The organism is Xanthomonas sp. BRIP62418, assembly GCF_003993495.1.
In the GTDB taxonomy this organism is placed as follows: Bacteria; Pseudomonadota; Gammaproteobacteria; order Xanthomonadales; family Xanthomonadaceae; genus Xanthomonas; species Xanthomonas euroxanthea.
On sequence record NZ_QEZG01000029.1, the window covers coordinates 69,811 to 90,558 of the forward strand.

Consider the following 20,748-nt stretch of genomic DNA (forward strand, 5'->3'; position numbering starts at 1 on the left):
AACACGGGCAGTGCGCTGCCCTCCCCTGATTGCAACCGCACCACAAGGACCACTCGTGCCACACTCCGATATGAAACCGTTTACAAATTCCCGACCACGCCGTCTCGCGCTCGCCATCGCCGTTGGCGCCAGCGTCGCGTTTGCCGCCCCGCTCGGCGCACAGACCGCCGCTGCAGCGCAGCCGTGGATGGACACCGCCCTGACCGCGGACCAGCGTGCCGACCGCCTGCTCGCGCAGATGAGCGACGACGAAAAATTCCAGATGCTGCGCAGCTACTTCGGCCTGGGCACCGACAAGATTCCCAAGCCCGAAGGCGCACTGGGTTCGGCCGGCTATGTCCCCGGCATCCCGCGCCTGGGCGTCCCGGCGCAGCAACTGGCCGATGCGGGCGTGGGCGTGACCAATCCCGGCGGCATCCGCAAGGGCGACTTCGCCACCGCGATGCCGTCCGGCCCGTCCACGGCATCGAGCTGGAATCCGCAGCTGGCGTATGCCGGCGGCAAGACCATGGGCCGCGAATCCTGGCAGCAGGGCTTCAATGTGCTGCTGGCCGGCAGCGTCAACCTGCAGCGCGACCCGCGCAACGGGCGCAATTTCGAATATGCCGGCGAAGACCCGCTGCTGGCCGGCACCATGGTGGGCGAGTCGATCCGCGGCGTGCAGAGCGAGCACGTGCTGTCGACGATGAAGCACTACGCGCTCAACGACATGGAGACGCGCCGCAATTTCCATAGCGCGGAGATCGGCGAGCAGGCGATGCACGAATCGGATCTGCTGGCGTTCGAGATTGCGCTGAAGATCGGCGACCCCGCCTCGGTGATGTGCTCCTACAACAAGATCAACGGCATCTACGGCTGCGAGCACGATTACCTGCTCAACCAGGTGCTCAAGCAGGAATGGAAATACCCCGGCTATGTGATGTCCGACTGGGGTGGCGTGCACAGCGGCTCCAAGGCGGCCCTGGCCGGACTGGATCAGCAATCGGCCGGCGAAGTGTTCGATGCGGCGGTGTTCTTCGACGCGCCGTTGCGCATGGCGGTGTCGGCCGGCGTGGTGCCCCGCGCGCGTTTCGACGACATGGTCAAGCGCGTGCTGCGCAGCCTGTTCGCGCATGGCGCGTTCGATCATCCGACCCAGCGCCAGCCGATCGATGGCAAGGCCGGGCTGCTGTCGGCGCAGCATGTCGCCGAAGAAGGCAGCGTGCTGCTGCGTAACGAGCAGGCCACCTTGCCGCTGTCCACGGACGTGCGCCGCATCGCGGTGATCGGTGGCTACGCCGACAAGGGCGTGATGTCCGGTGGCGGTTCCTCGCGGGTGGACTACACCATCAACGGCGGCAACGCCGTGCCCGGCATCACCCCGACCACCTGGCCGGGCCCGGTGATCATCCATCCGTCCTCGCCGCTGCAGGCACTGCGCGCCGCGTTGCCGAACGTGCAGATCGATTATGTCGACGGCAAGGACCGCGCTGCCGCGGCACGTGCGGCCAAGGCCGGCGATGTGGCGATCGTGTTCGCCACCCAATGGTCGGCCGAATCGGTGGACCTGCCGGACATGCAATTGCCCGACAACCAGGACGCCTTGATCGAGGCGGTGGCCAGGGCCAACCCCAAGACCACCGTGGTGCTGGAAACCAACGGTCCGGTGCGCATGCCCTGGGCCGAGCGCGTGCCGGCGGTGCTGCAGGCGTGGTATCCGGGCATCGGCGGCGGGGAGGCGATCGCCAACCTGCTGACCGGCAAGGTCAATCCTTCCGGCCATCTGCCGGTGACCTGGCCGGTGGACGAATCGCAGCTGCCGCGCCCGTCGATTCCGGGCCTGGGCTTCAAGCCGGCCAAGCCGGGCGAAGACACGATCGACTACGCCATCGAAGGCGCCAACGTCGGCTACAAATGGTTCGCCGCGCGCAAGCTGACCCCGCGCTACCCGTTTGGCCATGGCCTGTCGTACACCCAGTTCCGCATGGGCGGGCTGCGCGTGGACGCCAACGGCAGCCAGCTCACGGCGAACTTCGAGGTGGAAAACATCGGCCCGCGCGAAGGCGCCGCCGTGCCGCAGCTCTACGTCACCCTGCCCGACGGCCACGCCACCCCGCTGCGCCTGATCGGCTGGCAGAAGCTCACGCTCAAGCCGGGCGAAAAGCGCAACGTGCAGGTGATCGCCGAACCCAAGACGCTGGCCGACTTCGATGCCAAGGCACGCCACTGGACGATTGCCGCCGGCACCTATCGCGTGCAGCTGGCGCATTCGGCAGGCGAACCGGTGCAGAGTGCCGAGGTCACCTTGCAGGCGGCGCAGCTGCCGTGATCGCGTGCCGCGGCGGGCATGCAGTGCGCGTGTCTGCCGCGCCGTTTTCTCCCGTCGCCGGCAGGCACCCGCCACCACGAAGAATTTGTGCCAGATGCGTTGACAGCGTCGCGCGTAACTTGCACAATTCGCCTCCTGAGTCGCCCAGGTGGCGGAATTGGTAGACGCACTAGCTTCAGGTGCTAGCGGGGGCAACTTCGTGGAGGTTCGAGTCCTCTCCTGGGCACCACGACTCACGGTAGATCGCAAAAAACCCCGCGCAGGCGGGGTTTTTTGCGTCTGGGCCATGCGATGGGACGATGGGCTGTCGGCGGTGGCGCGCATGCCGATCGGCTGCGCTGCAAGCGTGCGCCGCGCGTGACTTTCGACACGCGACCACGTGTTGCGGCTGTCGCGACCATGTTCGACGCCTCCACGACGGCAGCACGCCCCATGCGCATCCTCCTCTGGCTTGCCCTGCTGCCGGCCGTTGCCAGTCTGCATGCACAGGCACAGCAGACCGACAAACAGGATGCCCCGCGCCATCGCGCGCAGGTGTCTTCGCAGCAATGCGGTCTCGGCACACCATTCAACGTGCTCGCCGACAGCGGCGGCATCTGGCTTTACCGCAACAGCGATTGGCCACGCGAAATTTTCTTCCACGGCGGCGAACTGAGCATCGACCACAAGCTGCAGCAGACCAGCACGGCCGATGTACGACGCCTCTGGGAGATGGAACAGCGCACCCGCGCACTGATGCCGCAGGTTGCCGGCATTGCACATCAGGTAATCGACCTCAGTTAAGACGCACTCGGCGGTGTCATCGAGGTCATGACAGGCAGTGCGCTCAACGCCCGCAAGATCGAACGGCTGCGCAAACGCGCACGCGCGTATGTCGACGGCACCCTGGGCAAGGGGCGTTGGGAGCAGAAGGCCTTCGGCGGCAACTTCGCAAATTACGTCGAACACGAAGCCGAGCAGTTCAAGGGCAGCATCGCGCGCCACATGCTCTGGCAGATCGTCACCGGGCGTTCGGACGGAATCGACAAACGCGCCCAACAGATGGAGGGCCAACTGGATGCAAGGCTGGACGCCCAGGCGTTCACCATCGAGGCCAACGCCAACGCGCTGTGCACCCAGGTGCAAGCACTGCGTCAGTTACAGGACGCGCTTGAGTTCCGCTACCAGGGCAAGCGGCTGCAACTGCTCGCGCCCCTGCAGGACGACACGCCGCGCCATGACGCCGAGCATGCCGAACAGAAGTCTGACAACGGCGACGCACCACCAAACCGCGCAGTCAAGCTGCAACCAGTAACAAACAGCTGAGGCCTCACGCCCTCGGTCGGATCATTGTTTCCCTGGCGGGGCGGGCATGCCCTTGATGCGCTGCCGGATGGCGCTCGAACGGGCGAGATCTCCGCTTGCCTCATACGCCTCGGCAAGGCTGTCCAGCGCATTGCGGGACGCCGGAAACAGCAACACGTTGAGCGCGAACACACGAATCGCAGCATCTGCACTGAGACTGCGTCGGTCGAGGCCGCGACACCCTCTCCGCCCCAAACGGTTCGTTGGTTGCTTTGCAAAGCGCTACGCAACCGACCATCCCGACTGGCTCTTGCCCGCCCACCGTCGCGGGACCTTACGCGGCATGGATGCCGCGTAAGAGCCTACACGGACGTACTTGCGGCGTGTCCCGCGATGGTGGGCGGGCAAGGGCCCTGCAGCCAAGTCGCAGATCACCCGCTCTGCACTAGACCGGCATGAAGTCGTTGTCTTGGCCAACTTCAGAGCGGCCAAGCGCCTTGTCAGCCGGCGCCTAGTGCCCGCCAGCCGCCGCTGCGCCACCGGCACCTGCACCGAACGGCGGCTTGGCCAGCCACAGGAAGAAGATGATCGCCAGGAAGGTCCAGCCAAGCAGGTAGAAGATGTCGTTGAAGCCCATCTGCGAGGCCTGGTGATTGATCATGTTGTTGAGCGAGGCCGCGCCGCGTTGCAGGTCGCCCTGCCCCATCGCGGTGACCTGCTCCTGCATGCCCGGGGTGTACACCGAGATGTGTTCGGTGATGTGCGCATGGTGCACCTGGGTGCGGCGTGCCCACAGATAGGTGGTCAACGATGCGGCGAAGCTGCCGCCCAGGGTGCGCAGGAAGGTGGCCAGGCCTGACCCTGCCGCGATCTCGCGCCCGTCCAGGTCCGAGAGCAGAATCTGCAGCACCGGCATGAAGAACAGGGCCACGCCCACGCCCATCACCAACTGGACCGTGGCCACATGGCCGAAGTCCACCTGCAGGTTGAAGTTGGAGCGCAGGAAGCTGGTGAACGACAGGAAGATGAAGGCAACGGTGGCGAGCATGCGCAGGTCAAACCGCAGCGCGTACTTGCCCACGAACGGCGTCATCAACACCGGCAGGATGCCGATCGGCGCGGTGGCAAGGCCGGCCCAGATCGCGGTGTAGCCCATGTCGCGTTGCAGCCATTGCGGGATCAGCAGGCTCACGCTGAAAAACGCCGCATACGCCACCACCATCGCCAGCGTGCCGGCGCGGAAGTTGCGGTGCCGGAACAGCTTGAGATCGACGATGGGGTCCTTGTCGGTGAGTTCCCAGATCACGAACACCACCAGCGCTACCGCGGCAACGCAGGCCAGCACCACGATCTTGTCGGAGGAGAACCAGTCCTCGTCATTGCCCAGGTCCAGCACCAGCTGCAATGCGCCGACGCCGACCACCAGCAGGATCAGGCCGATGTAGTCCATGCGCGGTTTTTCCAGCTGCTCGGGACGATGCCGCAGCTGCGAGCCGACGATGCTGCTGGCGATGATGCCCAGCGGCACGTTGATCAGGAAGATCCATTCCCAGCTGTAGTTGTCGGTGATCCAGCCGCCCAGGATCGGCCCGGCGATCGGCGCCACCACGGTGATCATTGCCAGCAGGGCGAGCGCCTGCCCGCGTTTTTCGCGCGGGTAGATCGACACCAGCAGGCTCTGGGTGATCGGGTACATCGGCCCGGCAACAAACCCCTGCAGCGCACGCGACACCACCAGCATGCCCATGCTCTGGGCCAGGCCGCACAGCAACGAGGCAATGGTGAAGGCCAGCGTCGACCACACGAACAGCTTGGTCTCGCCGAAGCGGCGGCTCAGCCAGCCGGTCAGCGGCAGGGCGATCGCGGTGCTGACCGCGAACGAGGTGATGACCCAGGTGGCCTGCTGCGAGCTGGCGCCGAGATTGCCGGCGATGGTCGGCAACGACACGTTGGCGATGGTGGTGTCCAGCACCTGCATGAACGAGGCCATCGCCAGGCCCACGGTGCACAGCGCCACGCTCGCCGGGCGAAAGCCGGCGGCGGGCGCAGGTGCCGAGGGACCGCCTGGCGCGGTGGGAGCTTGCGAGGACATGCTGGCTCAGCCCGCCTTGGACGCAGCCTGCGCAGGCAGGTTGTCCTGGATGATGCGTTGGATGTCCGCGTCGGCGGCCTGCAACTGCTGCGCATACACGTCGGTGGAGAACACCGCGCCATTGGCGAACTTGGTCGGCAGCACGCTGCCCTGCTGGTCGTGCAGGTTGACGTCGACCTTCATCGACAAGCCGATGCGCAGCGGATTGCCGGCCAGTTGCTTGGCATCCACCGCGATGCGCACCGGCACGCGCTGCACGATCTTGATCCAGTTGCCGCTGGCGTTTTGCGCCGGCAACAGCGAGAACGCGCTGCCGGTGCCCAGGCCCAGGCTCTCGATGCGGCCGGTGTAGTTCACGCCGCCGCCGTACAGATCCGAATGCAGTTCCACTTCCTGGCCCAGGCGCATGTGCTTGAGCTGGGTTTCCTTGAAGTTCGCTTCCACCCACACCTGTTCCAGCGGCACCACCGCCATCAGCACGCTGCCGGGCTGCACGCGCTGGCCCAGCTGCGCCGAACGGCGTGCCACGTAGCCGGACACCGGCGCAATCACCCCGGTGCGGGCATGGTTGAGATAGGCCTGGCGCAGCTGCGCGGCGGCGGTCTGCACGTCGGGCTGGTTGGCCACCGCGCTATCGTCCACCAGCGCGCGGTTGCGTTCGAAGCTCTCGCGCGAACCGCTCACCGCCGCTTCGGCAGCGGCCAGCTCTTCGCGGGCATGCGCCAGTTCTTCGCTGGAGATCGCGCCGCTGGCGGCCAGATCCTTGCGGCGCGCGAAGTCGGCACGTGCGCTGCGCAGGGACACCTCGCGCGAAGACAGGTCGGCCTGTGCGCCTTCCACGCTGCGGTACAGACCACGCACCTGGCGCACGGTCTTGGCCAGATTGGCCTCGGCCTGCTGCAACGCGACCGCGGTGTCGGCCGGGTCCAGCTGCACCAGCAACTGGCCGCGCTCCACGCGCATGCCGTCTTCGGCGCCGATGCTGACCACGGTGCCGCCGACCATCGGGGTGATCTGCACCTGGTTGCCTTGCACGTAGGCGTCGTCGGTGTCTTCGTGCCAGCGGCCGACCAGGAAGTACCACACCACAAGACCGATGATCGCCAGGATCACCACAATGGCCACGATGCGCAGCGCCGCGCGGCGCTTGCTGGGCGCGGCCGGCGCAGGTTGGGAAGAAGTTGGAGTCGTCTGGCTCATCGTCGCTGTCTCAGGAATTCGGTTGTGCGGAAGTGGTCTCGGCGTGTGCGGTATCGCGTGCAGGTTCCGGCGTGAATCCGCCGCCCAGGGCACGCTGCAACCTCACCGAGGCCAACAGTTGTTGCGATTGCAGGCTGGCCATGCGCTCGCGCGCGGTGAGCAATTGCTCCTGCACGCTGAGCACTTCCAGATAGCTGCCGATGCCGGCGTGGTAGCGCTGTTGGGCAAGCGCGAAGGCAGCCGACACGGTCTGCACCGCGTCGTCCTGCGCGCGTGTGCGCTGCTCCAGCGAACGCACCGCGTTGATCTGGTCGGCCACCTCGCGCAGGGCGTCGATCACCTTCTGGTTGTAATCGGCCACCGCCAGGTCGTACTGCGCATCGCTGCCGGCCAGATTGGCGCGCAGCTTGCCGCCATCGAAGATCGGCAGGCTCAGCGCCGGCGCAACCACGCCGAGTACCGAGGCGCTTTCCAGCAACTGGCCGACGTCGCGATTCACCACCCCGCCCAGTGCAGTGATGTTGAAGCTGGGGTAGAAGCGGGTCTTGGCCGCGGCGATGTCCTGATTGGCCGCCTCCACGCGCCAGCGCGCGGCGACCACATCGGGACGGCGGCCCAGCAGGTCGGCGGGCAGGTTGCTGGGCAACTGCGCGGCGATGGCCGCGCCCAGCGTCGGGCGCGCGATCTCCAGCCCGCGATCCGGGCCCTGCCCGACCAGGGCAGCCAGCGCGTTGCGCGCCTGGTCGATCTGCTGCTGCGCCGACTGCAGCTGCTGCTGCGCCGACGGCACGCGGGCCTGCGCCTGGCGCACCTGCAGATCGCTGTCGATGCCGGCGCTGCGGCGTTGCCGGGTGAGGTCCAGGGTCTTCTGCGCGCGGGTCAATTCATCGTTGGCCACGTCGTGCAGGCGCCATGCATAGTCGAGCTGCGCATAGGCCTCGGCAATCGCCGCCGACAGGTTCAGGCGTGCCGCCTGTGCATCCACGTCGGCCGCATGCGCCTGGTCCACCGCCGCTTCCCAGGTGGCGCGCTTGCCGCCCCACAGGTCCACGCCGTAGCGGAAGTCCAGCACCACCTGCGCGCTGCCGGCATAGCTGCCGCCGCGCTCCTCGCCCACCATCGATTCGGGCAACTGCAGGCCGGTGTAGCCGCCGGAGACCGACAGGCTGGGGCCGCGATCGGCCTGGGCGGTACCGATGCGTGCCTGCGCCTGGCGCAGGCGTGCGTCGGCCGCGGCCAGGCTGGGGCTGTGCTGCAGGCCTTCGGCAATCAGCGCATTCAATTGCGCATCGCCCAAGGCGCGCCACCAGTCGCTGGTCGGCCAGGCGGCAGGGCTCAGGTTGGCCTGGGCGAGGGTGCGCTCGGCATGCAGCGCCCCCGGCTCCAGCACGGTGCCCTGCGGGGCAAGCCCGCGGCTGCTGGCGCAGGCGGTCAGCGCCAGCGTCAGCGCAGTGAGGACGAGCGGCCGCGCAAGCTGCGTGGACCGCAGGCGCAGCATCTGAATCGGGGAACTAGCAGCGTTCATGAGTTGAGTGCATCGCGGACACGGATGAGGAGAGAGGTGAGTTGCTCGCGCTCGGGCGGGGCCAGATCGCGCAGGCCATGCTCGATGGCGCGTTCGCCGCGCAGCTTCAGGCGCTCCCACAGCGCCACGCCCTGTTCGGTCATGACGATCTGCAGCGCACGCCGGTCCTGCGCATGCGGCTCGCGTCGCACCGCACCGAGCGCTTCGAGCTTGTCGAGCAGGCGGGTGACCGCGCTCGGGGTCTGGTCCAGCGCCAGCGCCAGCTCGTTGGCCGTGCAGGGCGAGCGCACCGCCAGGATCTTCAGGCCGACGTAGTGGCTGAAGCCGAAGTCCGGCAGCTCGCCCTTCATTTCGGCATCGAGCTGGCGCATCAGCGCGTCACGCACCTGGCGCAACAGCAGCCCGAACGACGGCGAGGTGGTGGAGAGGTCATTCATGGCGGGCTATTTTCTTCCGAAAAATATATTTGTCAAAGCAAATATCCCGGAAGGGATTAAACCGCCAGCAAGGATCGCCACCTTACGCGGCTACATGTCTGGCCTGGTAATACAATTGCGCCAATGACTGTCGAAAACCCGCCAACCACGGTCGATGCGCTGCCGCCCGGTGTGCGGGACAGCTTCGAGTGGGCCGACGGACCGGAGGTGATCGCGTTCCTGGCCGATCTGCGCGCGGTTTGGGCGCCGGAGGCGGTCCGGCACGCCCATGTCCGCGGGCAATTGATGTACGTGGAGCACGGCGTGCTGACGGTGCATACCGAGCAGGGAACCCTGTCGCTGCCGCCGGGCTGTGCCGGCTGGATGCCGCCCGGGCAGCAGCACACCGTGGAGCTGGCCGGGCCGCTGCGCGGCTGGGGCGTGGTGGTCCGGCCGGATGCCTGCGCTGCGCTGCCCGCGCAAGGCGGGGTGATCCGCCTGACTGCACTCGCCCGCGAGGTGATCATGCGCGCAGCCGACTGGCCCCTGGGTCAGCCATTGGACCCCGCGCGGCAACGCCTGGCCGCGGTGCTGCTGGACGAACTGCGGCAGGTGCAGATCGACCACCTGCACCTGCCGATGCCGGCCGACCGCCGGCTGCTGCGCATCGCCCGGCAGTTGCTGGAGACGCCGGCCGACCCGCGCCCGCTGGACGCCTGGGCCGACTGGGGCGGGCTGTCGGCGCGCAGCCTGAGCCGGCATTTCCGCAGCGAGACCGGGTTGAGTTTCGCGCAATGGCGGCAGCAGGCCCGGCTGGCGGAAGCACTGCGGCGGCTCGGCCAGGGCAGCCCGGTCGCTCAGGTCGCCGACCAGCTCGGATACAGCAGCCCCAGCGCCTTCGTCAGTGTGTTTCACCGCCATTTCGGCGCCCCACCCACGCGTTATCTGGCCGGCACGCATGCGCGCGGCTTGGCATCCCCCGCCGCATCCGGATAATCGGCGCTCTTCGAGCGCGCGCCACGGCGCGGGCTCCTCTTTCGTAGGACCTGGCTTTACATGACCGATCTGACCCGCCCCACCTTCCACGGCTTCGAGCAGCTGCCGCTGCGCGAGTACGCCGAACGCGCCTATCTCGACTATTCGATGTACGTGGTGCTCGACCGCGCCCTGCCGTTCCTGGGTGACGGCCTGAAGCCGGTGCAGCGGCGCATCATCTTCGCGATGAGCGAGCTGGGCCTGAATGCCGCGGCCAAGCCGAAGAAATCCGCGCGCACCGTGGGCGATGTGATCGGTAAGTACCATCCGCACGGCGACAGCGCCTGCTACGAAGCGCTGGTGCTGATGGCGCAGCCGTTCTCCTACCGTTACCCGCTGATCGAGGGCCAGGGCAACTTCGGCTCCACCGACGACCCCAAGTCGTTCGCGGCGATGCGTTACACCGAATCCAAGCTGACCCCGATCGCCGAGGTGCTGCTGGGCGAGATCAGCCAGGGCACCACCGATTGGGCGCCCAACTTCGACGGCACGCTGGAGGAGCCGACCTGGCTGCCGGCGCGCCTGCCGCACCTGTTGCTCAACGGCACCACCGGCATTGCCGTCGGCATGGCCACCGATGTGCCGCCGCACAACCTCAACGAGATCGTCAGCGCGCTGCTGCGCCTGCTCGACAATCCCGATGCCACGGTTGCCGAATTGTGCGAACACGTGCTCGGCCCGGACTACCCGACCACCGCCGAAATCATCACCCCGGTGGCCGACCTGCGCGCAATCTACGAGACCGGCCACGGCAGCGTGCGCGCACGTGCCACCTACAAGAAAGAACACGCCAACATCGTCATCGACGCGCTGCCGTACCAGGTCTCGCCGTCCAAGGTGATCGAGCAGATCGCCCAGCAGATGCGCGCCAAGAAGCTGCCGTGGCTGGAAGACATCCGCGACGAGTCCGACCACACCAGCCCGGTGCGGGTGGTGCTGGTGCCGCGCTCCAACCGTGTCGACGCCGAACAGTTGATGGGCCACCTGTTCGTCACCACCGATCTTGAGCGCAGTTACCGCGTCAACCTCAACGTGATCGGCCTGGACGGCCGCCCGCAGGTGAAGAACCTGCGCCAGTTGCTGAGCGAGTGGCTGACCTTCCGCAGCGACACCGTCACCCGCCGCCTCAACCATCGCCTGCAGAAGGTCGAGCGCCGCCTGCACCTGTTGGAAGGCTTGTTGATCGCCTTCCTCAACCTGGATGAAGTGATCCGTATCGTCCGCAGCGAGGACGAGCCCAAGCCGGTCCTGATCGCCCGCTTCGCGCTCAGCGAAGAGCAGGCCGAATACATCCTGGAAACCAAGCTGCGCCAGCTGGCGCGCCTGGAAGAAATGAAGATCCGCGGCGAGCAGGAAGCACTGGCCAAGGAACGCGCACAGATCCTGGCCATCCTGGAAAGCAAGACCAAGCTGAAGAAGCTGATCAAGGACGAACTGACCGCCGACGCCAAGAAGTTCGGCGACGCGCGTCGCTCGCCGCTGGTGCAGCGTGGCGCCGCCCAGGCGATCGATGAAACCGAGATGGTCGCCAGCGAACCGATGACCGTGGTGCTGTCGGAAAAGGGCTGGGTACGCGCGGCCAAGGGCCACGAGGTCGATCCGGCCGGCATGTCGTATCGCGAAGGCGACAGCCTGCTGGCGGCGGTGCGCAGCCGCAGCACGCATCAGGTGGCCTTCCTGGATTCGGAAGGCCGCGCCTATTCGACTGCGGTGCACACCCTGCCCTCGGCACGCGGCAACGGCGAACCGTTGACCGGCCGTTTCTCGCCGGCCTCGGGCGCGGCATTCCAGGTCATGGCCAGTGCCGACAACGCCACCCGCTTCGTGCTGGCGTCCTCGCATGGCTACGGCTTCGTCACCCGCTTCGAAAACCTCACCGGTCGCAACAAGGCCGGCAAGGCGATGCTCAACCTGACCACCGGCGCGCACGTGCTGACGCCTGCGCAGGTGACCAACCCGCAGAGCGACCGCATCGTGGCCGTCACCAGCGCCGGCAATCTGCTGGCGGTGACGGCCAGCGATGTGCCCGAACTGGACAAGGGCAAAGGCAACAAGATCATCGACATCCCCAAGGCCAAGCTTGGCACCGAGCGCGTGGTCGCGGTGGTGGCGGTGGCACCGGGCAACACGCTGCTGGTGCGCAGCGGCGCGCGCACCATGAGCCTGTCGTTCAAGGACCTGGATGTGTATGTGGGCGCGCGCGCGAGTCGCGGGGCGTTGTTGCCGCGTGGCTGGCAAAAGGTGGATGGGTTGGAAGTGCAGTAACGGCTGTTCACCGACGCGCGCGTTCGACGCTGCCGCTGCCTCGATTTACTGAGGCGCGGCAGAAGGTCGACCGGTTGGAGTGCAACGGTGATGCGCTGACGCGCCGCGCGATGGCGCGTTGGCCATGCGGTCTTGGGCGACCCACAAGACTACCGCCAGCTGGATGCTGCCGGCTTTAGGGCATCGCGCCCTCGGCCGGGTTGGTTTGCAACGGCGAGGCTACGCTGAGGTTCAAGCTCTGCATCGCCTTGAGAGGTTGAGCGAACGATGCGGATGCGTCGGTTGTGGAGCGGCTGATCTGCGGCTTGGCTGCAGGATCCTTGCCCGCCCACCATCGCCGGACACGCTGCAAGTACGTCCTTGTAGGCTCTTACGCGGCATCCATGCCGCGTAAGGTCCCGCGGTGCTGGGCGGGCAAGGACCAGTCGAGAGGGTCGGTGTGCCTGGTAAGCGCAGTAAATGTCGCGCGGTGGTGCGGTATGGTCTGAGCGGCTCATTTCGATCTGCAGTGCCACCGTCATTCCGACAACACGTCACTCGTCAACGCAAACCGGCAAGACACCATCATGGACACTGCATTCTGGTTGCAACGCTGGCAGAACGGTCAGACCGGCTTCCATCAGGACGAGGTGATGCCGCTGCTGCAAAAACATTGGCCGGCCTTGCAATTGCCGACAGCTGCCCGCGTACTGGTGCCGTTGTGCGGCAAGACGCTGGACCTGCACTGGTTGGCCGCCCAGGGGCATCGCGTGCTCGGTGTGGAGCTGTCGCCGCTGGCGGTGACGCACTTCTTCGATGACGCCGGCCTGCAACCGCAGCGACACACCAGCCGCGTGGGCGAGCACTTCATCGCCGGCCCGATCGAAATCATCTGCGGCGACGCATTTGCACTGGAGCCAGGCATGCTGGCCGATTGCAGCGCCGTCTACGACCGCGCCGCGTTGATCGCCCTGCCTGCCGGCCTGCGCCAACGCTATCTGCACAGCGTGTACGCGCAGCTGCCTGCGGGATGCCGCGGCCTGTTGATCACCCTGGACTATCCGCAGGCCGAAAAGGCCGGCCCGCCGTTTTCGGTGGACGCTGCCGAGGTGCACGCCCTGTTCGGCACGCAATGGCAGGTGCAGCAACTGGAACACCGCGACATCCTCGACCAGGAGCCGCGCTTCCGTGCCGATGGCGTCACTGCCCTGTCGACCGGCGTGTATCGCCTGCAGCGCAACTGATTGTCCCTGGAAACGCTCCGTCGTAGCCGGACCATGCATTCACGGAAGTCGGCCGCCGCATGCGCCGCACGATCGGCGCCTTGCGAGCCGATCACCAACTGCGCGGCATTGCGCCACGCAGCGATGTTGCCGAACGGTGTGACGCGCCAGGCGGCATGCTGCAATAGACAGCCGGCAGCCGACCCAGACCGCGGCAATGGCAATGCACAGCACAACCCGGCACCCGCGGCTGCATACCTGCGCTGCGCCCGCTCGGCGGCTGCGCAGCGCCAGTCACCGGGCTCAGCCGGCGACATGCCCCTTGTCGATCTTCGAGGTCTGATACAGCTCCAGACCGATGCGCTTGATCAGGCCGAGCTGCTGCTCCAGCCACCAGGCGTGGTCTTCCTCGGTGTCCTGCAGCTGCTTGAGCAGGATGTCGCGGCTGACGTAATCGCCGTGCTCTTCGCACAGCTTCATGCCGGCGGCGAGATTGGCGCGTACTTCGTATTCCACGACCAGATCGCGCTCGAGCATTTCCACCACGGTCTTGCCGGGCGCAAACTCGGCCGGCCGCATGTCCGGGTCGCCTTCCAGGAACAGGATGCGCCGCAGCAACGCGTCGGCGTGCTCGGTCTCCTCTTCCATTTCGTGGTTGATGCGCTCGTACAGCGCCATCAGGCCCTGGTCCTCGTAACGGCGCGAGTGCAGGAAATACTGGTCGCGTGCCGCCAGTTCGCCGCGCAGCAGCTGTTTGAGGTAGTCGACGACTTCGGGATGGCCTTTCATGATGTGCTCCAGCGACGCAATGCGCGCATGGTGCCCTAACCCGCCGGGCAATGATCTAATCGGAATCACTTTCAGTTGCGCTTGCGGCCAGACCCGCCACGGTCATGACCGGCGGCCACACTGTGACCGAACTCAAGGACCCGACAACAATGCGCAAATGGCTGGGCCGGCTGCTGCTGGCAATCGTGGTATTGACCGTGGCGGCCCTGTTGGCCGTGTACCTGCTGATGCGTGGCAGCCTGCCGCAGCTGGACGGCAACAGCGCACTGACGGGCCTGGCGGCACCGGTCAGCGTGCAACGCGACCGGCGTGGCGTGGTCACCATCGATGCGGCCAGCCAGGTCGATGCCATGCGCGCACTCGGCTATGTGCATGCGCAGGAGCGCTACTTCGAGATGGACCTGATGCGCCGTGCACCGGCCGGCGAGTTGTCCGAGCTCTTCGGTGCCGCGGCGCTGGACCTGGACAAGCGCAATCGCGTGCACCGGCTGCGCGCCCGCGTGCAGGCCAGCCTGGATATCGCCGCCGGTAGTCAGCGCGCGGCGCTGCAGGCCTATACCGAGGGCGTCAATGCCGGGCTGGCCGCCCTGCGCGTGCGCCCGTGGCCGTACCTGTTGCTGCGGCAGACGCCGCGGCCGTGGACGCTGGACGACTCCATCCTCACCGGCATGGCGATGTATGCCGACCTGCAGGACAACGACAACCAGACCGAACTGGCAGCCGCACGCATCCGCGCGGTGGTGCCGGCGGCGCTGGCGGCCTTGCTCGATCATCAAGGTTCCAGCTGGGATGCCCCGCTGCTCGGCGCCGCGCAAGGCGATGCCGTGCTGCCCGACGCCGCCGCACTGGACCTGCGCCGCCTGCCGCATCCGGCCGCCGCGCCCGGCGCCGAGCCGCCGACGCCGGGCAGCAACAACTTCGCCGTGGACGGCAGCCTCACCAGCGACGGCCGCGCCATCGTCGCCGACGACATGCACCTGGGCCTTCGCGCGCCCAACATCTGGTTCCGTGCACGCCTGCGTTACCCGGACGCCAGTGCGCCCGACGGCAAGGTGGATGTCACCGGCTTCACCCTGCCCGGTTTGCCGGCGGTGGTGGTCGGCAGCAATGGGCATGTGGCCTGGGCCTTCACCAACAGCTATATCGACACCGCCGACTTTGCACGGATTGCGCCGGCCACGCCGGGCCATCCGCAGGCGCTCACCACCCATGTCGAAACGATTCGCGTGGCCGGCGCCGCACCGGTGCGTTTTGCGGTCCGCGAGAGCGCGTGGGGACCGATCCTGCACGACAACCCCGATGGCAGCGTGCTGGCGCTGCGCTGGGCCGCACAGCTGCCCGGCGCGATCCGCCTGGACTTTGCGCAGATGAGCACCGCGGCCGATCTGCAGGCCGCCTTTGCGGTGGCGGATCGTTCGGGCATTCCGGCACAGAATCTGTTGCTGGCCGATCGCAGCGGGCGCATCGCCTGGCGGTTGATCGGCGCGCGCCCGGTGCGCAATGCCGGGTGTGGCCCGAGCGGCATCGCCGAACTGGCGGGTTCGGCGCAGCACGCGGACGCGGCGTTGCCGTCGGCTGCGGTCACCACGGCCTCGGCACCCGCGCCGACCGGCTGCCTGCCCTGGCCGGTGCGCAGCGACGCCGCCCCCGCGCTGATCGATCCCCCCTCGCACCGGCTCTGGACCGCCAACAGCCGCGTCGTCGATGCGCAGCAATTGGCCACGCTCGGCAATGCCGGCTACGACCTGGGCGCGCGTGCGCAGCAAATCCGCGACGACTTGTTCGCCAGGCAGCGTTTCAACGAACTGGATCTGCTCGCCATCCAGCTCGACGATCGCGCCGTGCTGCTCACGCGCTGGTGGCAGTTGTTGCGCAGCGTGGTCGAACACAGCCAGGACCCGGCCTTGCAGCAGATCGAAGCCGCCACACGGCAGTGGGACGGGCACGCCTCCACCCGCTCGGCCAGCTATCGCATCGTGCGCGGCTTTCGCGACATGACCATCGACGCAGTGGAAGCCGGCCTGCTGGCCCCGGCAAAAGCCGCGCTTGGCAAGGACTTTTTACCGCCGCGTCGCGCGCAACTGGAAGGCATCGTCTGGCCGTTGCTGCAGCAACGCCCGGCGCATCTGCTGCCGCCGACCTATGCGAACTGGGACCAGTTGCTTGCCGAAGCGGCACGCAACGCGCAGGCGGAGCTCGCTGCGCAGGACGGCGCCTCGCCGGATAGCCCCGTGAGTGAACGCAGCTGGGGCGAACGCAACACCGCTGCCATCTGTCACCCGATCGCGCGGGCATTGCCTGCGCTTGCCAAGCGCTGGCTGTGCATGCCGCCCGACCAGCTGCCCGGCGATCGCGACATGCCGCGCGTGCAAGGCCCGGCCTTCGGCGCCTCCGAACGCATGGTGGTGTCGCCCGGCCACGAGCAGGACGGCATCGTGCACATGCCGGGCGGCCAGAGCGGACATCCGTTGTCGCCGTTCTGGGGCACGGGACACGAGGATTGGGTGCACGGGCGGCCGACCCCCTTCCTGCCGACCGCTACCCGCTACACGCTACAACTGCAGCCGAAGTAGGCACGAGGCTTCGCGCGGGCCCTCATCCGCCCTTCGGGCACCTTCTCCCGGAGGGAGAAGGACAGCCACGAGCACCTCTCCGGGAAGGGAGAAGGACAGCCGCGAGCACCTCTCCGGGACGGGAGAAGGACAGCCGCGAGCACATCTCCGGGAGGGAGTAGAACAGCCGCGAACCCCTCTCGTCGGGAAAGGGGTCCGGGTGAGGGTGCGGGCACACGCCGTGCGACCGGGGGCATTGCGCGTCCCGGTACTCGCAGATCTCAGACCGCAGCTCGCGCCTCGCATGCCATGCGGCGTCTCGCACCCTCGCACCTCGCATGCGCATGCGCACGCGCACGCGCACGCGCACGCCGCAGACTGTGCCGCAACGCCTACCCGCCGACCAGCGCAATCAAGCGAGCACAACATGCTAAGATGCATTTGATAACCATTCCCATTAGTGACCAATGCGCCCCACGCTCCTTGTCACCGCGCTCGCCGCCGCCTTCGCTCTGCCTTCGCCCCGCGCCTTCGCTCAACAAAACGGCAGCACCTCGGCAACCGTCACCGACCTGGATGGCGTCCAGGTCGTCGGCCGTGCGCAGACGCTGTACAAATCCGACGACGCCGCAGTGGCCACACGCACCGACACGCCGTTGTCGCTGGTTCCGCAGTCGGTCCAGGTACTGCCGCGCGAACTGATCGACGACCAGGCCGCACGCCAGATCACCGACCTGTATCGCAGCATCAGCGGCATCAGCTTCTTCAGCTATGCCGGCGTCACCCTGCGCGGATTCCGCCAGGAAAACGTGCTGTACGACGGATTGCGCGGCGATCCGTATGCCGGCTTCTCGGTGCCGCAGTTGTTCAATATCGAACGCGTGGAAGTGCTCAAGGGTCCGGCCGGTGCGCTGTACGGTGGCGGCGAACCCGGCGGCGTCATCAATTACGTCACCCGCAAGCCCGGCCATCAGGCCGCGCGTCGGGTGGAGCTGCAGGCGGGCAATCAATCCTTCGGAGCCGCCTCGTTCGAAGCTACCGGGCCGGCACGCGACGACGGACGCATTCGCTACCGCATCGGCGCCTATGCCGATGGCGAGGACGGTTTTCGCCGCAACACCGATAGCCAGAGCCAGATCGGCGATGCGTCGGTGGCGTTCGATATCGGCCAGACCGGCGAGCTCACCTTGCAGTACACCGACATCACCCAGAACCTGGGCGGCAATCGCCTGCGTGGCGTGCCGGTGGATGACGACGGCAACTTCCTTACCGACCGGCGCTGGAACCACAACGAACCCACCGATTTCCTCGACATGCGCGCCAAGGTCGCATTCGCGCAGTACCGCTTTGCGCCGTCGGATGCGTGGGACGTGGACATGGCGCTGCGCTGGTTCAAGAACGACGAGCATCAGATCTATCACGAGCCGATGGGCCTGATCGACCGCGATGGCGACGGCACCGCCGAATGGATGACGCGGCAGTTGCGCAACCAGTTCCGCGACAACGATGCGATCTCCAGCAACGTCAACGCCGTGTTCCGCACCCGCATCGGCGCGATCGAGCACAAGCTGCTGATGGGCGCGGACTACTATCGGCTGGATGCGGATTTCCGCGCGCAGACCGCCAACACCGCCGACACCGGCCGCGTGCGCGGGCCGGTGCCGGGTATCGATCTGTTCAACCCGGTGTACGGGCGCAGCGGCTTTTACGACTACGGTCTGGACAGCCTGCCCTGGCGCGCCACCAGCACGCGCAGCCAGCGCTACGGCGCGTATCTGCAGGACGAACTCACGCTGACGCCGCGCTGGTTTGCGATGGCCGGACTGCGTTGGGACGGCTTCAAGGACGACAACCGGCTGGACGGCTCGCGCGTCACAGGCAACGATCTCAGCTGGCGTGTAGGCAGCACCTTCGTGCTGCGCGATGGCGTCAACGCGTACGCCAGTTATGCCAGCGGCTTCCTGCCGCAGGATGCGGCCAATCAGGACAGCAGCGTCGGCGGGCCGTTCGATCCCGAGCAAAGCACGCAGTGGGAAGTGGGCCTGAAGACCGCGCTCAACGACGGCGGGCTGACGCTCAACACCGCGCTGTATCGCATCGAACGCAGCAACATCGTGCAGGTCGACGGCAGCATCGTCGCTGGGGTCAATCAACTCGCCGCGCTCGGCCTGGTGCGCAGCGAAGGCCTGGAAGTGGATCTGCTGGCCGACCTCACCGAGCGTTGGGTGCTCAACCTGACCTACGCCTACAACGATGCACGCGTGCTGGATGCGGGCACCAACGGCATCACCAACGCGTCCGGCGACCGCTTCGCCAATGCACCGCGCAACACCTTCGGCCTGTGGACGCGCTACGACCTGCCGGCCTGGAACTCGGCAATTGCCTTCGGTGCCGACTACGTGGGCGAGCGGGTCAGCCTGGAAGGCCAGCGCGTCAAGCCGTATGCCATCTTCGACATCAGCTGGCAGACGCAATGGGATGCCTGGAAGCTGCAGGTCAACGTCAAGAACCTGTTCGACAAGGTCTACGCCGTCAGCGGGTTCACTGAGCGCACCGGCCACTTTCCTGGCGAACCGCGCCGCATCTACGCGCAGCTGGCTTACGATTTCTGAGCAGGGCGAGCATGCGTCTGTGCAGGTCTCGGACGTTGCCCAAGTGTGACGTTCGTCGGCCACCGCATGCACGATTGCGGCCTCGACCACGACAGTGCAATGAACCTGCGCCGAATCAGGCCGGCCTGAATCAGCCAGACTTTAACGTCCGGTGGGACACACTAGAGGCCGTCGCGATCTGGAACGTGTTTCCACACGATCGCCCTCTTCCCCCCACTGACCGGAATCCGCATGCCTCAGCTTGCCCGCTCCGTTTCCGCCCTGTTGCCCCTGCTCGTTGCCACTGCCTGCTCGGCAGCGCCGCCCGCCAAGTCCGGCCCACCGGACGCGCCGGTCGCGGCCTGCACCGCCAAGGTGCGCCCCGGGCAGGATCTGCAAAAAGCCATCGACAAGCTTCCGCAAAGCGATACGCGTGCGGTGTTGTGCCTGGAAAAAGGCGAATTTCCGCTCAATGGCTTGGTCTCGATCCACCGCGGCAATCTCACCCTGCGTGGCACGGGTCCGACCACGGTGCTGCGCATGGCCGATGGCGTGCAGCAACCGGCGCTGGTGGTCGGCGACTATGAAAACCAGCAGCCTACCGGCGTGATCCGCAATGTCAGCATCGAGGACATGCAGATCGTCGCCAGCACCGGCGACAAGGAATTCATGCCCGAGCGCCCGTACCTGAGCAATAGCGCGGTGGTCGTGCGTTCCGGCCAGGGGATTCGCTTGGCCGGCCTGCAGGTCAACAAGTGCCGCAGCGCCTGCCTGCTGAGCGAGTACGACACGCGCGAGATCACCATCGAAAACAATGATGTCTCCGGCGCGATCTGGGACGGGGTGTCGTTCAACCGCACCGCCAAGGTCACGATGGTCAACAACTACATCCACGACAACGTGGCCGCAGGCCTGACCACCGAACACCTGGAAGACAGCGAGATCCGCAACAACCGCTTCGAGCGCAACGGCAGCCAGGGTATCTATCTGTCCGACGCGCGCCGCAACCGCTTCAGCAACAATCAGTTCGACGGCAACAAGGTCGCCGGCGTCTTCCTGGCCTGCGCCATCCGCTATCGCACGCCGGAAATCCTGTGCTGGGACAACAGCATGAGCCAGGACAACGTGTTCGAGAACAACCGCTTCTCCAATACGCCGTTCACCTACACCATCGGCGTGGACCGCGCTGCCAACTGCACTGCGGCCGACTTCAAGCCGAACCTGTGGCGCAACAACCAGGCCGATGTGGCCGGTGTGGATATCGAGCCGCAGCGCTACGGCTACTGCGTGCGCCACGAGTGAGCGCAGCAGCGGCCGGCAGCGCGTGCGCGCATGCCGGCCGCTGCAGTTGCAACTTGGGATGCAGCAGCGTTACGACGCCAACGCCTGCTCGTGCACGCCGGCAATCGCACGGCCGGATGGGTCGGCCATCGCGGCGAAGCTGGCATCCCAGGCGATCGCGGTCGGCGACGAACACGCGATCGACTTG

Annotated in this window: 14 protein-coding genes, 1 tRNA gene and 1 pseudogene; 10 read left to right on the forward strand and 6 right to left on the reverse strand. The window is 66.8% G+C overall.

Annotated elements, in window-relative coordinates; genetic code table 11:
* Nucleotides 1-70 precede the first annotated feature (70 nt).
* The 3 genes and pseudogenes from EO174_RS06840 to EO174_RS06850 all read left to right on the forward strand — a co-directional run bounded on the left by EO174_RS06840 (nt 71) and on the right by EO174_RS06850 (nt 3,613).
* Nucleotides 71-2,308 (forward strand): glycoside hydrolase family 3 C-terminal domain-containing protein, encoded by a 2,238-nt coding sequence (locus EO174_RS06840; protein WP_126943338.1) that lies wholly within the window; start codon nt 71-73, stop codon nt 2,306-2,308.
* Between the two features lie 142 nt (nt 2,309-2,450).
* Nucleotides 2,451-2,537, forward strand: a tRNA-Leu gene (locus EO174_RS06845).
* A 203-nt stretch (nt 2,538-2,740) separates the two neighbouring features.
* Nucleotides 2,741-3,613 (forward strand): annotated as a pseudogene (locus EO174_RS06850) (DUF2884 family protein).
* 21 nt (nt 3,614-3,634) lie between these two features.
* Here EO174_RS06850 and EO174_RS22890 read toward each other — a convergent pair.
* The 5 genes from EO174_RS22890 to EO174_RS06870 all read right to left on the reverse strand — a co-directional run bounded on the left by EO174_RS22890 (nt 3,635) and on the right by EO174_RS06870 (nt 8,846).
* Nucleotides 3,635-3,784, reverse strand: a complete 150-nt coding sequence (locus EO174_RS22890) for a hypothetical protein (RefSeq protein WP_164740115.1) — start codon at nt 3,782-3,784, stop codon at nt 3,635-3,637.
* A 319-nt stretch (nt 3,785-4,103) separates the two neighbouring features.
* On the reverse strand, nt 4,104-5,684 hold the full coding sequence (locus EO174_RS06855; RefSeq protein ID WP_104583372.1) for a DHA2 family efflux MFS transporter permease subunit: 1,581 nt from the start codon (nt 5,682-5,684) through the stop codon (nt 4,104-4,106).
* 6 nt (nt 5,685-5,690) lie between these two features.
* Nucleotides 5,691-6,884 carry an efflux RND transporter periplasmic adaptor subunit gene (locus EO174_RS06860; protein WP_104583373.1) on the reverse strand — a complete coding sequence of 398 codons (1,194 nt, stop codon included), beginning with the start codon at nt 6,882-6,884 and terminating at the stop codon, nt 5,691-5,693.
* A gap of 10 nt (nt 6,885-6,894) precedes the next feature.
* The gene (locus EO174_RS06865; RefSeq protein ID WP_164740118.1) at nt 6,895-8,382 is read right to left on the reverse strand and encodes an AdeC/AdeK/OprM family multidrug efflux complex outer membrane factor; all 1,488 of its coding nucleotides are present in this window, start codon (nt 8,380-8,382) and stop codon (nt 6,895-6,897) included.
* A 23-nt stretch (nt 8,383-8,405) separates the two neighbouring features.
* Complete coding sequence (locus tag EO174_RS06870) at nt 8,406-8,846, reverse strand: MarR family transcriptional regulator (RefSeq protein ID WP_104583375.1); 441 nt, start codon at nt 8,844-8,846, stop codon at nt 8,406-8,408.
* Here EO174_RS06870 and EO174_RS23330 point away from each other — a divergent pair.
* The 4 genes from EO174_RS23330 to EO174_RS06885 all read left to right on the forward strand — a co-directional run bounded on the left by EO174_RS23330 (nt 8,845) and on the right by EO174_RS06885 (nt 13,348).
* Nucleotides 8,845-8,973: a hypothetical protein gene (locus EO174_RS23330; protein ID WP_256359929.1), complete on the forward strand. Its 129-nt coding sequence runs from the start codon at nt 8,845-8,847 to the stop codon at nt 8,971-8,973. The genes EO174_RS06870 and EO174_RS23330 overlap by 2 nt on opposite strands.
* A complete protein-coding gene (locus EO174_RS06875; RefSeq protein WP_126943344.1) occupies nt 8,970-9,821 on the forward strand; it encodes a helix-turn-helix transcriptional regulator in 852 nt (283 codons plus the stop codon). Before EO174_RS23330 ends, EO174_RS06875 begins: the two co-directional genes overlap by 4 nt.
* Before the next feature lie 60 nt (nt 9,822-9,881).
* Nucleotides 9,882-12,125 (forward strand): DNA topoisomerase IV subunit A, encoded by a 2,244-nt coding sequence (gene parC / locus EO174_RS06880; RefSeq protein ID WP_104583377.1) that lies wholly within the window; start codon nt 9,882-9,884, stop codon nt 12,123-12,125.
* A 566-nt stretch (nt 12,126-12,691) separates the two neighbouring features.
* Nucleotides 12,692-13,348: a thiopurine S-methyltransferase gene (locus tag EO174_RS06885; protein WP_126943347.1), complete on the forward strand. Its 657-nt coding sequence runs from the start codon at nt 12,692-12,694 to the stop codon at nt 13,346-13,348.
* 282 nt (nt 13,349-13,630) lie between these two features.
* Here the strand turns inward: EO174_RS06885 and bfr are convergent, their stop codons facing one another.
* Nucleotides 13,631-14,116, reverse strand: a complete 486-nt coding sequence (bfr, locus tag EO174_RS06890) for a bacterioferritin (RefSeq protein ID WP_039511630.1) — start codon at nt 14,114-14,116, stop codon at nt 13,631-13,633.
* Nucleotides 14,117-14,265: 149 nt separating this feature from the next.
* Here bfr and EO174_RS06895 point away from each other — a divergent pair, with 149 nt between their 5' ends.
* The 3 genes from EO174_RS06895 to hpaM all read left to right on the forward strand — a co-directional run bounded on the left by EO174_RS06895 (nt 14,266) and on the right by hpaM (nt 20,561).
* Complete coding sequence (locus tag EO174_RS06895; protein WP_206515048.1) at nt 14,266-16,689, forward strand: penicillin acylase family protein; 2,424 nt, start codon at nt 14,266-14,268, stop codon at nt 16,687-16,689.
* 446 nt (nt 16,690-17,135) lie between these two features.
* Complete coding sequence (locus EO174_RS06900; RefSeq protein WP_126943352.1) at nt 17,136-19,280, forward strand: TonB-dependent receptor; 2,145 nt, start codon at nt 17,136-17,138, stop codon at nt 19,278-19,280.
* A 231-nt stretch (nt 19,281-19,511) separates the two neighbouring features.
* Nucleotides 19,512-20,561, forward strand: a complete 1,050-nt coding sequence (gene hpaM, locus EO174_RS06905) for a type III secretion-associated outer membrane-bound protein HpaM (protein WP_104648352.1) — start codon at nt 19,512-19,514, stop codon at nt 20,559-20,561.
* Nucleotides 20,562-20,748 lie beyond the last annotated feature (187 nt).